General features: G+C 68.9%; 13 protein-coding genes. 8 read left to right on the top strand and 5 right to left on the bottom strand.

Features of this window, described 5'->3' with window-relative positions; translation table 11 throughout:
• The first annotated feature begins 32 nt into the window (after positions 1-32).
• Entirely contained in the window at positions 33-680 is a 648-nt protein-coding gene (locus tag ACFWPK_RS04035; protein WP_378913054.1) for a hypothetical protein, read from the top strand.
• A gap of 29 nt (positions 681-709) precedes the next feature.
• Here the strand turns inward: ACFWPK_RS04035 and ACFWPK_RS04030 are convergent, their stop codons facing one another.
• Positions 710-1,723 (bottom strand): Rv2578c family radical SAM protein, encoded by a 1,014-nt coding sequence (locus ACFWPK_RS04030; RefSeq protein ID WP_378913053.1) that lies wholly within the window; start codon positions 1,721-1,723, stop codon positions 710-712.
• 163 nt (positions 1,724-1,886) lie between these two features.
• On the opposite strand from ACFWPK_RS04030, the gene ACFWPK_RS04025 reads away from it, so the two are divergent.
• Positions 1,887-2,735, top strand: coding sequence for an SGNH/GDSL hydrolase family protein (locus ACFWPK_RS04025; RefSeq protein ID WP_378913052.1), 849 nt, complete (start codon positions 1,887-1,889; stop codon positions 2,733-2,735).
• Between the two features lie 12 nt (positions 2,736-2,747).
• Here the strand turns inward: ACFWPK_RS04025 and ACFWPK_RS04020 are convergent, their stop codons facing one another.
• Complete coding sequence (locus ACFWPK_RS04020; protein ID WP_378913051.1) at positions 2,748-3,722, bottom strand: NAD-dependent epimerase/dehydratase family protein; 975 nt, start codon at positions 3,720-3,722, stop codon at positions 2,748-2,750.
• A gap of 193 nt (positions 3,723-3,915) precedes the next feature.
• On the opposite strand from ACFWPK_RS04020, the gene ACFWPK_RS04015 reads away from it, so the two are divergent.
• The gene (locus tag ACFWPK_RS04015) at positions 3,916-4,233 is read left to right on the top strand and encodes a type VII secretion target (protein WP_378913050.1); all 318 of its coding nucleotides are present in this window, start codon (positions 3,916-3,918) and stop codon (positions 4,231-4,233) included.
• Positions 4,230-5,855: a hypothetical protein gene (locus ACFWPK_RS04010; RefSeq protein ID WP_378913049.1), complete on the top strand. Its 1,626-nt coding sequence runs from the start codon at positions 4,230-4,232 to the stop codon at positions 5,853-5,855. Before ACFWPK_RS04015 ends, ACFWPK_RS04010 begins: the two co-directional genes overlap by 4 nt.
• Before the next feature lie 58 nt (positions 5,856-5,913).
• Here ACFWPK_RS04010 and ACFWPK_RS04005 read toward each other — a convergent pair whose 3' ends face one another.
• The gene (locus tag ACFWPK_RS04005; protein WP_378913048.1) at positions 5,914-6,408 is read right to left on the bottom strand and encodes a hypothetical protein; all 495 of its coding nucleotides are present in this window, start codon (positions 6,406-6,408) and stop codon (positions 5,914-5,916) included.
• A 47-nt stretch (positions 6,409-6,455) separates the two neighbouring features.
• Positions 6,456-7,379, bottom strand: a complete 924-nt coding sequence (locus ACFWPK_RS04000) for a neutral zinc metallopeptidase (protein ID WP_378913047.1) — start codon at positions 7,377-7,379, stop codon at positions 6,456-6,458.
• 209 nt (positions 7,380-7,588) lie between these two features.
• Here ACFWPK_RS04000 and aspS point away from each other — a divergent pair, with 209 nt between their 5' ends.
• Positions 7,589-9,406: an aspartate--tRNA ligase gene (gene aspS, locus ACFWPK_RS03995; RefSeq protein ID WP_378913046.1), complete on the top strand. Its 1,818-nt coding sequence runs from the start codon at positions 7,589-7,591 to the stop codon at positions 9,404-9,406.
• Between the two features lie 76 nt (positions 9,407-9,482).
• Positions 9,483-10,451: a DUF389 domain-containing protein gene (locus tag ACFWPK_RS03990; RefSeq protein WP_378913044.1), complete on the top strand. Its 969-nt coding sequence runs from the start codon at positions 9,483-9,485 to the stop codon at positions 10,449-10,451.
• A gap of 2 nt (positions 10,452-10,453) precedes the next feature.
• Here the strand turns inward: ACFWPK_RS03990 and ACFWPK_RS03985 are convergent, their stop codons facing one another.
• Positions 10,454-11,473, bottom strand: coding sequence for a hypothetical protein (locus ACFWPK_RS03985; RefSeq protein ID WP_378913043.1), 1,020 nt, complete (start codon positions 11,471-11,473; stop codon positions 10,454-10,456).
• 193 nt (positions 11,474-11,666) lie between these two features.
• On the opposite strand from ACFWPK_RS03985, the gene ACFWPK_RS03980 reads away from it, so the two are divergent.
• Positions 11,667-12,836, top strand: a complete 1,170-nt coding sequence (locus ACFWPK_RS03980; protein WP_378913042.1) for a phosphotransferase family protein — start codon at positions 11,667-11,669, stop codon at positions 12,834-12,836.
• A 75-nt stretch (positions 12,837-12,911) separates the two neighbouring features.
• The gene (locus ACFWPK_RS03975; protein WP_378913041.1) at positions 12,912-13,733 is read left to right on the top strand and encodes a siderophore-interacting protein; all 822 of its coding nucleotides are present in this window, start codon (positions 12,912-12,914) and stop codon (positions 13,731-13,733) included.
• Positions 13,734-13,736 lie beyond the last annotated feature (3 nt).

Below are 13,736 nucleotides of genomic sequence, written 5' to 3'. Positions count from 1 at the left end.
CCGGGCGGGCCGGTGGGGGTGGAGAGGCAATCGTGGACGGGCAGTCCGGGCAGTCGGCGGCGACGGAACCGGTCGGTATCGACCTGGTGGCGCCCGAGGTGTTCGCGCCGATGTTGCGCAGGCTCGCGCTGGCCGCGTTCGGCGTCGGTGTCGGGGCGGGGTTGCTGTCGGCGATATGGCTGAGCTGGCCGTACGCGGTTCTGATCGGGCTGGCCGTCGCGGTCCCGACCATCGGCTACGTCTTCGCGTTCCAGCGACGGCGAATGTGGTTGAGCGGCACCGTGATCCGCGCACACCGCCTGTTCGGCGAACACACTCTCGACCTCGCCGACGCCACCGGCGTGCACCTGCTGGTGTACCCGGCTCGGCTCAGCCGCATCGTCCTGCGAGTAACCGCGGGCGGCGACACCCAATTGGTGCCACTGGCGATGTACACCGACGTGGGCAGCGGCCGCGAACTACATCTACTGGGCCTGCGCAAACTCGCCGACGCGCTCGCCGCCAGCGAACTCGTCGCCGCCATCGCGATCTCGGAAGTGCTGGTGGGGCAGTTGCGCGCCGAGGCACGCGACGCGGGTCTCGACGAACGCCCGCTGTATCGCGCGGTGCGGGCGGTGCGTAGCAAGGACAGTGTCTCGCCGGTAGTCCTCACCGATTCCGAGGTCGCCGCACTCGGCTGATCCTGGCAGTCGTGGTCGAATCCGGGTGGTCAGCCGAACAGCGCGAGTTGCGTGTCCTGCGGAGTGGGTGGGGGACCGACTGGGGTTGTGGGGCCTTGGGTTCGGCGCAGGCCGTGGTGGGCGAGAAGGGGGTTCACCCGGTCGCGTAGCCAGTCGCGGTAGAGGGGAGTGACGGTGCCGCCGCGGGCGTAGAGCTGGCGGTAGCGGCGGATGAGGGCGGGGTGCTCGGTGCCGAGCCAGGTGAGGAACCAGTCCCGGGTGGGGCCGCGCAGGTGCATCGGGAAGGCCACCGCGCTGGCCGCGCCCGCGTCGGCGATCGCCGCGAACAGAGCCTCGAGGTGGGCCCGGCTGTCGGTGAGGCAGGGGATGATCGGCGCGGCCATGACGTGGACGGTGAAGCCGGCGTCGGCCAGTGCGCGGACCAGGTCGAGCCGGGCGCGGGGTTCGGGCGTGCCCGGTTCGAGGCTGTGGTGCAGGTCGGGATCGAGGATGGCGATCGATACCGCCACGCTCACCTCGACTCGCCGGGCCGCCTCGGTGAGCAGCGGGAGATCGCGGCGCAGCAGGGGGCCCTTGGTGAGGATGGAGAAAGGGGTGCCCGAATCGGCGAGGGCGGTGATGATGCCTGGCATCAAGCGGTATCGGCCCTCGGCCCGTTGATACGGGTCGGTATTGGTACCCAGCGCCACCGCCTCGCGCTGCCAGGAACGCCGCGTGAGTTCGCGGCGCAGGACCGCGGCGATATTGGTTTTCACCACGATCTCGGAATCGAAATCCTCGCCCGCGTCGAGGCCGAGATATTCGTGGCTGCCACGCGCGAAGCAGTAGCGGCAGGCGTGTGAGCAGCCGCGCATCGGGTTGATCGTCCAGCGGAAGGGCAGCGCGGAGCTCTCGGGCATCTTGTTCAGCGCGCTCTTGCACCGCACCTCGTGGAAGGTGATGCCGTCGAACTCGGGGGTGCGGACCGTGCGGACCAGCCCGGCCCTGGTGAGGCCTGGTAACGCGCCGTCATCGGCGTCTAGGGTCTGGGCTTGCCACCGCACCCAACGAGTCGAACATGTGTTCGACTATGTTGTCAAGCGCGACTCGGCGCCCCCGTCGAGTGGGCGGGTCTCGGACGGCCACATTCGAGCGCGGCGCGGGTAAAATGGCTGATGACGGACCGTTCGGCCCGCTGATCGATGGTGTCTAGGTGAGAAGTGTTCGATGAAAAGGCCGTTGCTCGTCGCGGTCGTCGCCCAATTCGTCGTCGGCCTGCTGTTTCCGGGTGCCTCCGCGGCGGCGCCCGCGATGTCCTATGTCGCGCTCGGGGATTCCTATACCGCCGCGCCGGGGCTGCTCGACCCGGTGCCGGGCAGCCCGCCCCTGTGCACCCGATCGGTGTCGAACTATCCGCATCGGCTGGCCGCGGCGACGGGGTGGGAGCTCACCGATGTCAGCTGTGCCTCGGCAGCCACCGTGCACATGACCACCGCCCAATATCCCGACCAGCCACCGCAATTCGACGCGCTGTCGCCGCGGACCCGGGTCGTCACCTATCAGATCGGCGGCAACGACGACAATCTGTTCCAGACGATGGTCATGTCATGTGTCGCGCTCAATCTCGGTAATGCCGCCGACGTCGGCACACCGTGTCGCGACGCCTGGGGCTCGCGGTTCAGCGACGACATCGCGGACAACGAGCCCGCGATGGGTGCCGCCATCGCGCGCATCGGGACGCTCGCCCCGAACGCGCGCGTGTACGTCGTCGGATATCCGGCGGTGCTGCCGGAATCGGGCCGCTGCTATCCCCAGATCCCGCTCAGCACCGGCGATATCGCCTACGCGCGGGGTGTCGAACAGGAACTCAACGCCGCGTTGCGGCGACAGGCCGAAGCCAACGGTGCGAGCTATGTCGACATCTACACCCCGGGCATCGGGCACGACGCCTGCCGTGATCTCGCGACCCGGTGGGTCGAGCCGCCGGTGCCGGGTCAGCTCAACGCGACACCGGTGCACCCCAACGCCGCGGGGCAGCAGGCGACGGCGAACATCATCGGCGAAGCGGCGGCGTAGGGGTGCACGGGGTCAGGCGGTGCGCGGAGCGCGCAGGAAGTCGACCAGATCGGCGACGGTTTCCGCGGTCGGGCGCGGGCGGTAGCCGAGTTCGCGTTCGGCCTTGCCGTGATCGACGATCGGCGCCGAGATGAGCGCGCCGAGTGCGGCCTTGGACAGGACGTCGGAGCCGAGGCGCCTGCTGATCGGCTCGAGTACCGGCAGCAGCGCGCCGAGTGCCTTCGCGGGGACGGCGAAGCGTGGACCCTTGGCGCCGGTGCGCGCCGCCGCCATCCGGCAGAAGTCGATCATGGTGGTCATCTCGCCGCCGAGCAGGTAGTTCTCGCCGGTGCGGCCCTTCTCGCCCGCGAGGATCAGGCCCAGGGCGACGTCGCGCACGTCGACCAGGTCGAAGCCGCCGCCGATCATCACCGGAATCTGGCCGCGCATCGCCTGGGCGGCGATGGAGTTGAGCCGGGACAGTCGCTCGGGGTGATCGACCGGGCCGTAGACGCCGGTCGGATTCACGATCACCGCGTCGAGCCCGCGCTCGATCACCGGGCGCAAGGCCAGTTCGCCGGACCACTTCGACCGGTCGTACACCGGCAGGCCGGGATCGTCGGAGCGGCTGGAGGTTTCGTCGATGTGTCCGCCCGCGCGATACTGATCGAAGGCGTGGATGGAACTGGTGTGCACGAACCGGCGCACACCCGATTCCAGCGCCGCCTCGGCGGTGACGCGCACGCCTTCGGTGTTCACCCGCCACGCCAGATCGTTGCGTTCGGCGAGGGTGATCAGCGCGACGAGGTGGTACACCACCTCGGTGCCCGCCAGCGCCGCACGCATCGACGCCGGGTCGAGCACATCGCCGTCGACCCAGGTCACGGCCGGATCGGCGGTGGTCGGGGCCGCGCGGTCGATCGCGACGACCTCGTGGCCGCGCTCGACGAGCAGAGGGATCAAGTTGGTACCGAGGTAGCCGGCTGCGCCGGTCACTGCGACCTTCATGAGCCCGAGGATATAGAACATGTTCTAGTTTTGATAGTGGATCACGCGGATCGAAGGTGGCACGACTCGAAAACTGCCGGGGAGTTCGGCTATATTTGGCGCCAATCGCAGTTGGGTGGTCGCGTCGGGAGTTTCGCGTCCGTCGCTCGCTTCTGTAGTGCAGACTTTTCACGACGAGTTGGGGGGATTTCGCATGACCGATCTCTCGGTGCAAACCGAAGGAGTCGCGGCATTCGCGGCGACCAATGGCGGGGTGGCGGGACAGGTCGCCGCGGCGGGCAATATCGACTTGGTTGCCAGCGTGTCGGCGGCGACGCCGGTGTTCGGCCTCATCGGCGCCGACTACCTCGCGATGTTCGCGGCCGCACAAGCGTTGCAGGCCAAGGATATCAACGACCTGTCGGCCAAGTTCAGCTCACTCTCCGACGCGGCCTTCAAGTCGACGGTGACCTTCGAGACGACCGATATCGACAACGCCGCCCAGCTCGCGCGTCAGGCTGCCGGCCTGTGAAGCCGCTGAGTTCGGACGCGGGCGTCATCGCTCCCGACGCCGCCATGGCCGCTGCCGATGCCGCGACCGCGTCGGTGATGGGTGCGGCACCTCTCGACTCGCAGGCGATCCTGGACGTGCCGCTGGTGCAGGTACCCGAGGACGCTGCCGAGACCGAGGAAGCGGTCTTCACGCTCGCGCAGAAGATCACCGACGAAGCCCAGAACGGCAGCATGTCGCCGGCCGGGCTCGGCGGGCTCGGTGGCCTCGGCACCGGCATCCAACCCCAGGACATCCTGTCCGGCGTCTCCGACGATGCCTCCTCCGCGCTCAGCGGCTTGCAGGGCACGGTCGCTCAGGTCGCGGCCCCTGCGTCGGCTGCCGCGCTGACGGCGTACGACCAGGCCAAGGCCGCGCTCACCGGCACGTCGGGCACCGGTGCCGCGAGCACCTCCGGCGCGAGCACGTCCGCCGCCGCGACGACGCTGACCGAAGATCCGGTCGCCGCGCTGATGAGCGGACTGTCGCTGCCCGCGCTGCCCGGCATCGACACCCTGTTCCAGCCGTTCCTCGACCTGCTCAGCAGCTTCGGCACCGGTGTCTTCAGCTCGCTGGACCCCACCGCGATCCTGAGCAGCTCCTCCGCGGTCATCGAACAGGCGATGAGCCTGGCCCAAGGCGGGGTGAAGACCGTCCAGCAGTTGTGGGAAGGTGAGGCCGCCGACGCGGCGACCACCGCCAGCCAGCAGGCTCAGACCCAGGGTCAGGACACCAGCCAGCGCGGCATCGACATCTCCGCGCTCACCCAGCAGGCGGCTGCCGTCGTCCAGACCGGTAATGCTCAGCTCACCACGATCGCCACGACCTTCGCGGCCCAGGCCACCGCGCTCGCGCCGACGATCATGCTGCCGCCGACCCAGGCCACCCTGATCGGCTTGGCCACCACGCATCTCGGTGAAGCGGTGTCGGTCGTCAACGTCACCCGTGGGCAGTTGATGGGGTACACCGGCGAACTCAGCGGTGTCGTCGGGCAGCTCGCCAGCCAGAGCGGCCTGCCCTCGCCCGATGAAGTCCTGGCCGCGGCCTCGGAGAACATCGGCGAACCGCTGCTCACCCAGGCCGAGGAAGCCCTCACCGGCGGCGATTCCTCCACCACCGCGGCGAGCACCACCGCGGGCACCACCACCACTCCCGGCTCGACGACACCGTCGAGTCTCGGCACCGGTGGCTCCGGTGGCAGTGGCGGCGGGTCGGGCGCTTCGCTCGGCGCGCTCGGCACCGCGCGCGGTGGCGCGGGTGGCAGTACCGGCGGCACACCGAGCACGGGCACGCCGAAGACCACGGCGGCCGTACCCGGTGCGGGGGTTCCCGCATCGGGCCGTGCGATGACCACCGGTCTGATGGGCTCGGGTACCACCACGGCCGCGAGCACCGGCGGTACCTCCGGCATGATGGGCGGCGGCGCGGGAGCGGGCGCGGGCCGTGGCAACAACGAGGAAGAACACGGTCGTACCGTGCAGCCCTACCAGAGCCGCACCGGCAACGACGATCTCACCGGCCCGCTGGGCGAATCCACGCCCGATGTCATCGGCGCCGTCCACGAGGACGAACGCGACGAGGACGCGACCGCCGACCGGTTCTGACCGGAAAGGGCCTCGCCGGTACGAACCGGCGAGGCCCTTTCGGTTCGGCGTCGAACGATCAGCTCTTGAAGGCGTCGACCAGCTTCTTGTAGAGGTCGGTGAAGCGCTTACGGGCGGCCTTCTGCTCCGGGTTGAGGCCGTCGGCCGCCTCGGGGGAGTAGATGACCAGGTGGATCTCGTCGGCCGGATCCTCGGGCATCAGGTCGATGATCTGGGTACCCCGGTTATCGCCTGCCGGGATCCCGAAATCGGTGTCCTTCAGTGCGTTGATCTCCTCGCGCGCGGCCGAGATCACGTCGGCGGCAACCGTTCCGGTCACCTTCTTGGGCGCGGTCTCGGGTTTGCGGTCCTTGACCACCGCATCGGGCATGTGCACGGCTTCGCCGTCGGGAAAGACCTGCAAGACCGGGCGCAGGTCGGTGCGCTGTGACCAGCCGTCGGGGATCGTGGTCAGGCTCACCAGCGGTAGTGGCGCCGGATCGGCATGGGCGAGTGCGCCCGCGCCGGGCAGGGCGAGAGCGCAGACGAGCAGTCCGGTCAGGGTCGGGCGCATGGGTTCCCCTCGATCGAAAGACAGTGCGTGGGTATCGCGTTCGGGGGTCAGCGTAGCCCGGGCGGGTTGTCGAGGTCACGCGCGGAATAGGTGTCGCACGACTGCACCGACCCGGTCCGGTAGCCGACGAGGAACCATTTCTGCCGCTGTTCCGAGGACCCGTGAGTCCACGACTCGGGATTGACGCCGCGCCCCGCCGAGCGCTGGATGCGGTCGTCGCCGACGGCATTGGCGGCCGAGAGCGCGTCGCGAATGTCCTTGTCGGACAGCGGCTTCAGGAAGGGCTGCCCGCCGCCCGGTGAGGGCTGCTTGTCGGCGAAGTTGGCCCAGATGCCCGCGTAGCAGTCGGCCTGCAGTTCGGTGCGCACCGCGCCGGAGGTCGCGCCCTGCGGATCGCGCTGGGCCTTACCGATATCGCCGAGCTGGTTCTGGATGTGGTGGCCGACCTCGTGCGCGACCACGTACTCCTGCGCCAGCGGTCCCGCACTCGCGCCGAAGCGGTCGGTCAGTTCCTGGAAGAAGGCGGTGTCGAAGTAGGCGGTCTGGTCGGCGGGGCAGTAGAACGGGCCGACATCACTGGTGGCATTACCGCACGCGGTGCTCACGGCACCGGTGAACAGCACCAGTTCGGGCTGCACGTATCGCTTGCCGGTCTGTTCGGGCAGCTGCACCGACCACACCGCGTCCAGGCTCTGCGCGGTGGCCACCACCCGGCAGTCGACGTACTTGTTCGCGTCGGCGCCGGTCTTGCAGTGGGTCGGCGTGCCCGCGGTCCCCGGCTGCGCCTGCTCGCCCTGCGCGCCGGTGAAGTTGCCGAGCACCGACCCCGGATCGCCACCCATGAGCAAGGTGATCACCAACAGGATCAGGCCGCCCGCGCCGCCGCCGAGGGCGAGTTTGCCGCCCGTGCCGGGTCCGCCACCCGAGGAAGCCCGGCCGGGGTCGATCTGCATACCTTCGTTGAAGGTCATCGCGGTACTCGCCTTCGCTCGGATGTCGGGCTGCCTCACAGCATGATTCACCGTCGGCGGGACCAGCGACGGCGAACAGGTGTCACAAGCTTGACACGGTGGGGTAGATATCGGTTTTCACTCGGGCACCGTGTCTCACTACGATGGCAGTGCACCCGGACATCCGCGCCGGTGCGACGAGTCCGCGAAAGTCTGTCGAAAGGAATACCGTGCTGCGCACCCACTTGGCTGGTTCGCTGCGAAGCGAGCACGCCGGTCAGACCGTCACCCTCACCGGCTGGGTGGCGAGGCGTCGTGACCACGGTGGTGTGACCTTCATCGATCTGCGCGACGCTTCCGGCGTCTCGCAGGTGGTTTTCCGCGAGGGCGAGGCGGCCGAACAGGCCCACAAGCTGCGCGCGGAATTCTGTGTGCAGGTCACCGGTGTGGTGGAACTGCGTCCCGACGGCAACGAGAACCCGGAGCTGCCGACCGGGCAGATCGAGGTCGACGCCAAGGAACTGCTCGTGCTCAACGAGAGCGCGCCGCTGCCGTTCCAGCTCGACGAGACCCCCGGCGACGAGGCCCGCCTCAAGTATCGCTACCTCGACCTGCGCCGCGAAGGCCCCGGCCACGCCATCCGGCTGCGGTCCAAGGTCAACGCCGCCGCCCGCAATGTGCTGGCAGGCCACGACTTCGTCGAGGTCGAGACCCCCACGCTCACCCGCTCCACCCCCGAAGGTGCTCGCGACTTCCTGGTTCCCGCGCGCCTGCAGCCGGGCAGCTTCTACGCGCTGCCGCAGAGCCCGCAGCTGTTCAAGCAGCTGCTCATGGTCGGCGGCATCGAGCGCTACTACCAGATCGCGCGCTGTTACCGCGACGAGGACTTCCGCGCCGACCGTCAGCCGGAGTTCACTCAGCTCGACATCGAGATGAGCTTCGTGCGCCAGGACGATGTGATCCTGCTGGCCGAGGACATCCTGACCTCGCTGTGGAAGCTGGTCGGCCACGACATCGTCACCCCGATCCCGCACATGACGTACGCGGAGGCGATGCGGCGCTACGGCTCCGACAAGCCCGACCTGCGTTTCGGGATCGAGATCACCGAATGCGCCGAGTACTTCAAGGACACCCCGTTCCGGGTGTTCCAGGCGGAGTACGTGGGCGCGGTCGTGATGCCGGGTGGCGCGAGCCAGCCTCGGCGCCAGCTCGACGCGTGGCAGGACTGGGCGAAGCAGCGTGGCGCCAAGGGCCTTGCGTACATCCTGATCAACGAAGACGGCACCCTCGGTGGCCCGGTTGCCAAGAACCTGTCCGACGCCGAGCGCGAAGGCCTGGCCAAGCATGTCGGCGCGGTGCCGGGTGACTGCGTGTTCTTCGCGGCCGGCCCCACCAAAGCGCAGCGTGCCCTGCTGGGTGCCGCGCGCGGCGAGATCGCCCGCAAGTGCGACCTCATCGACCCGAACGCCTGGGCCTTCGTCTGGATCGTCGACGCCCCGATGTTCGAGCCGACCGCCGAGGCGACCGCCAGCGGTGACGTCGCCCTCGGCTACTCGGCCTGGACCGCGGTGCACCACGCGTTCACCTCGCCCAAGCCGGAGTCGCTGGACACCTTCGACACCGACCCCGGTTCCGCGCTGGCCTACGCCTACGACATCGTCTGCAACGGCAACGAGATCGGTGGCGGTTCCATCCGTATCCACCGTCGCGATGTGCAGGAACGGGTGTTCGCGGTGATGGGCATCGACCACGCCGAAGCCCAGGACAAGTTCGGCTTCCTGCTCGACGCGTTCGCCTACGGCGCCCCGCCGCACGGCGGCATCGCCTTCGGCTGGGACCGCATCACCGCGCTGCTGGCCGGCGAGGACTCGATCCGCGAGGTGATCGCGTTCCCGAAGACCGGTGGCGGTGTCGACCCGCTCACCGACGCGCCCGCGCAGATCACCGCGCAGCAGCGCAAGGAAGCCGGCATCGACGCCAAGCCCGAGGTCAAGGCCAAGGGCGGCGACGCCACCGCCGCGCCGAAAGTTGTTCCGGCCGAGAAATAGCGGTCATCGAGGGTAGCCCGGTACCTTCTGGTCAGTTCCCGTATCGCCACCGGCGATACCGATCAGGAGGACACCGGTGCTACATCTTCGCGTGATCAGCCCGCCCGAGCAGACCGACGAGCTGGTGCGGATCCTCGAAGCCGACGCCGGCGTCACCCACCTGACGGTGGCGCGCGGTGTCGCGCTCGACCCCGTGGGCGATCTCGTCCAAGCCGATGTGGCTCGGGAGGCGGGCAACACGGTGCTCGCCGACGTGAAGTCGCTCGGCATCGTCGAGCACGGCGGGATCACCCTCGGCCCGGTCACCGCGGTTCTCTCCGATGCCGCCGACCGCGCCGTCCGGGCGGCGCCCGGTGATCCGAGCGACGCGGTGATCTGGGAGCAACTGCTCAAGGAAACCCACGAGGAATCCTCGCTCAACGCCACCTTCGTCGCGTTCCTGACCATCGCCTGCCTGCTCGCCGCGATCGGTGTGGCGACCAACTCGCCGGTCACCATCGTCGGCGCGATGGTGGTCGGCCCGGAGTTCGGTCCCCTGGCAGCGCTCTCGGTGGCGCTGGTGCGGCGCAATTGGCGGTTGGCGCGGCGCTCGGTGATCGCATTGGCGGTGGCGTTCCCGATCGCGATGGTGGTCACGCTCGGCGCGACGATCGTGTGGGAGAAGCTCGGCTGGATCACCACTGCGGGTGTGGTCGACGCGCACAGCGTCGACTTCATCTACGAGGTCGGTCCGTTCTCCCTGGTCGTGGCCTTGCTCGCCGGTGCGGCGGGCATGTTGTCGCTGGTCACCGCGAAGTCGGCGGCCCTGATCGGGGTCTTCATCTCGGTGACGACCGTGCCCGCCGCCGGGTACGCGGTGGTGGCGGCCACGGTCGGACAGTGGCACCGGGCGTTCGAGTCGGCGGGCCAGCTGGCGGTGAACCTGGTCGGCATCGTGATCGCCGGGGTGCTGGTGCTCGAGCTGCGGCCGAAGGCGGGCGACGAGAGGGGTCCGATCGGCCGGTTCAAGCGGGCCATCGGCATGCGGAGCGCCCTGGAACGCTGACCTCAGACGCGGGCCACCGGCCCCGCCGTCAGCATCCGGTAGGAATAGGTCACCGCGATCACGCACACCGGCCCCGCGACGAACAGGCCGAGCCCGCACAGTGCCGCGCCGACGACGGTGACCAGCATGACGGTCAGCGCCAGCAGCAGCGACGCCCACAGATTCGCCAGCACCAGCTGCGCGCTCGCCTTGATCGCTTCCACCGGGCCGTAGTCCTGATCGATCACGAAGTGCAGCGAGAACATGCACAGGAACCCGGCGATCACCCCCGGCGCCAGGCACAGCGACGACAGCAGCAGGGTGATGGTGAACGCCAGCAGCGAGGTCAGCAGGACATTGCCCGCGTTGACGAACCGGAAGAACGACCCGAAAGCAGGTGGGTACCCGTCGGTTTCGTAGAGCGCGCCGCGCACCATCGCCGCCTGCAGCAGCCACAGCGCGACGATCACCAGCAAGAACAGGAACAGGACGCTGAACGGTGATGTCGGTTGGACGATCTGGACGACGGCGACGAAGCCGAGATAGATCAGAACCCCGACCGCTGTGACGCCGAGCCACGGACCCGGATTGGCCCGGAATCGCTCCCAGCCGTAGCTCAGCGAACGGCCGATATCGAGGGCCTGTGCTCCCGAATGGTAGTAACCGGGCGTCTGCCCACCACCACCCTGCGACACGCCGGACGCGGGGGCGGCAGCGTATGCCGGATTCTCCGGTTTAGCCTGGGGGACCGCGTAACCGGGACCCGTGCCCGCGGGCCCGTACTGCGGTGTGTGCCCGCCCTGGCCGGCAATCGGCGGCGGCGGCTCGACCGGCTCCTGCCCGTACTGGGCGGCGCCGGGGCCTTCGAATTGCGGATAGCCTGCGCCACCGGCCATTCCGTGCCTGCTCGGACCCGAACCGGGAGCCGGTGGTTGCCCGGTTCCCTCATGTCTGCCCGCGGGCCGGGCGAACTGTCCGCCACCGCCAGGAACAGGCGACCCGCCCGGTGAATCGCTCGATGCGGCGTACGGAGTGTCGGTCACTGTGATAGACCTTTCGACTCAACCGGTTTGCGGTGTGGCGCACAGCAGTTCACGATGAGAAAACCCGAAGACCGACTGATGTGTCAAGCGAACAGGCACATACGCGCAACCTCGGCGCCAACACGCCGAACGACGCGGAAAGGTTGTCCAACCGCTCGCTAGAAGTGACCGGGTACGAGTAGCTTGAGAGGCGATGACCGCACTATTGGCCGAACGCGCCGCCGACGTCGTGTCCGCAGCACAACAGTTGCTCACAAAGCGAATGGGTGCTCCGGTAAAGCTGAGTGATCCGATCGAGCTCAGCGGCAGTGGTAGGACGACAGTCCTACGCGTGCGTGTTGCGGAAAACGCATTTTCCTTGCCGCGCACGCTGATCGTGAAGCAGGTGCGCGGTTCCAGTCCTGACCGCCGCACCGGTGGTTTGGCGCCCGGCGTCGCCAGCATCGACGCCGCCTTCCTACGCGAGGCGGTGTCCTACCAGTTCACCACCGCGCTGAGCCGCGAGCAGCGACCCGGTGCCTTCCTGATCGCGCACAGCGTCCCGGACCGGCTCCTTGTGTTGTCCGATCTCGGCGACAACGCGCTGCTCACCTCGGTGCTGCAGGCACGCGTGGAGCCCGGTACCCGGAACTCGCTGATGGCGTTCGCGCAGGCGCTGGGCCGGATGCACGCAGCGACGGTCGGTCGCGAACCCGATTTCGTCGCCCTGATGCGGCGGGTCGACTCGGTGCACCGCGTCGACGGGATCGCCCAGCAGGCCCAGGCAGCCATCGCCGAGGTCCCCGGTCTGCTCGAGGCCGAGTTCGGCATCGAGGTGCCGGGCGAGATCGCCGAGCGCATCGTGCACGGCAACCGCCTGTTCACCGGTGGCCGCTATCGCGCGTTCAGCCCGTCGGACCTGTGCCCCGACAACGTGATCATGAACGAGGAAGGCGCGCGGTTCCTCGACTACGAGTGGGGCGGTTTCCGCGACGCCACCCTCGACATCGCCTATGCGCTGGTCTCGTTCCCGGGCTGCCTGTGCGATTTCGAACTCTCGCGCAGCCGTGCCAAGGAAATGGTCGAGGCCTGGCGCTCGGCCGTGGTCGGCGTCTGGCCGTCGCTGGCCGACGACACCGTCCTGGCCGAACGGATCCTCGAAGCCCGGTTGATCTGGGTCTGGCTGTCCACCTACTGGTTCCTGCCCGCCGACCACGCTCGCATCGCCACCGCCCGCGAGCACGGGCTGTCGGTGCCGCGCTCGGAAGCGCTGATCAACCGTTGGTCTGCGCTGGCCGAGGACGCCAGGATGACCGGTGACGACGCGGTCGGCGACTTCGCCGAACAGGTCTCGGCGATGCTCGAAGAGCGCTGGTCGGAGTAGCGGCGCGAGCGGGCTCCCCACTTCCCGGCGCGACGCGGGTACCGTCGGCAAGGATCTGAGGAGTTGGGAGCAGCCGTGCCGATACCTGTCACCGTCACAGTCGTCCGTAAGCAGTGGTTGACCCCGCACCTGGTGCGGGTGATCGGCACCGTCTCGGACGGATTCACACCGAACGCGTTCACCGACGCCTACGTGAAGTTGGTCTTCCCGGTGCCCGGCGTCGAATACCCCGAGCCGTTCGATCTCGACACGGTGCGGGCGACGCTCGGCCCGGAGAGCCAGCCCGTGCTGCGCACCTACACTGTGCGGTCCTTCGATGCCGAGCGGCGCGAGATCAGCATCGACTTCGTGGTGCACGGTGACGAGGGCGTGGCAGGTCCATGGGCGCGCTCGGTGGAGCCGGGCGAGCGGTTCTGGCTGAACGGACCCGGCGGTGCGTTCGCCCCCGATCCGGCGGCCGAGTGGTACCTGCTCGCCGGGGACGAATCGGCGTTGCCCGCGATCGCGGCCGCGCTCGAAGCGTTGCCGACCGGTGCGCCCGCCCTCGTGTTCGTCGAGGTGGGCGGCACCGAGGACGAGATCTCCCTCGTCTCGCCTGCCGACCTGCGCCTGCACTGGGTGCATCGCGGTGTGTCCTCGGACCGGATCACCGACGAACTCGCCGGGGCGCACTCGCCACTGGTGGCCGCGGTGCGTGCGGCCGAGTGGCTGCCGGGACAGGTCCAAGCGTTCGTACACGGCGAGGCCGAGTCCGTGATGCGTCAGCTGCGCCCGTACCTGCGCAAGGAACGCGGCGTCGCGCCGAAATGGCTCTCGATCTCGGGCTACTGGCGGCGCGGCCGCACCGAGGAGGGCTTCCGCGAATGGAAGCGGGAGCTGGCGGCCGAAGGCGCCTGATCC

Source organism: Nocardia sp. NPDC058519, from assembly GCF_042719755.1.
Taxonomy (GTDB): Bacteria; Actinomycetota; Actinomycetes; order Mycobacteriales; family Mycobacteriaceae; genus Nocardia.
Note: the sequence above shows the minus strand (reverse complement) of the source record. Positions and strands in the feature narration are given on the sequence as shown.

Bases quoted from the DNA above. Each gene is read 5' to 3' on its own strand.
- ACFWPK_RS04025 (WP_378913052.1), top strand. From the start codon at position 1,887: ATGAAAAGGCCGTTGCTCGTCGCGGTCGTCGCCCAATTCGTCGTCGGC.
- ACFWPK_RS04020 (WP_378913051.1), bottom strand. From the start codon at position 3,722: ATGAAGGTCGCAGTGACCGGCGCAGCCGGCTACCTCGGTACCAACTTG.
- ACFWPK_RS04015 (WP_378913050.1), top strand. From the start codon at position 3,916: ATGACCGATCTCTCGGTGCAAACCGAAGGAGTCGCGGCATTCGCGGCG.
- ACFWPK_RS03980 (WP_378913042.1), top strand. From the start codon at position 11,667: ATGACCGCACTATTGGCCGAACGCGCCGCCGACGTCGTGTCCGCAGCA.
- ACFWPK_RS04000 (WP_378913047.1), bottom strand. From the start codon at position 7,379: ATGACCTTCAACGAAGGTATGCAGATCGACCCCGGCCGGGCTTCCTCG.
- ACFWPK_RS04005 (WP_378913048.1), bottom strand. From the start codon at position 6,408: ATGCGCCCGACCCTGACCGGACTGCTCGTCTGCGCTCTCGCCCTGCCC.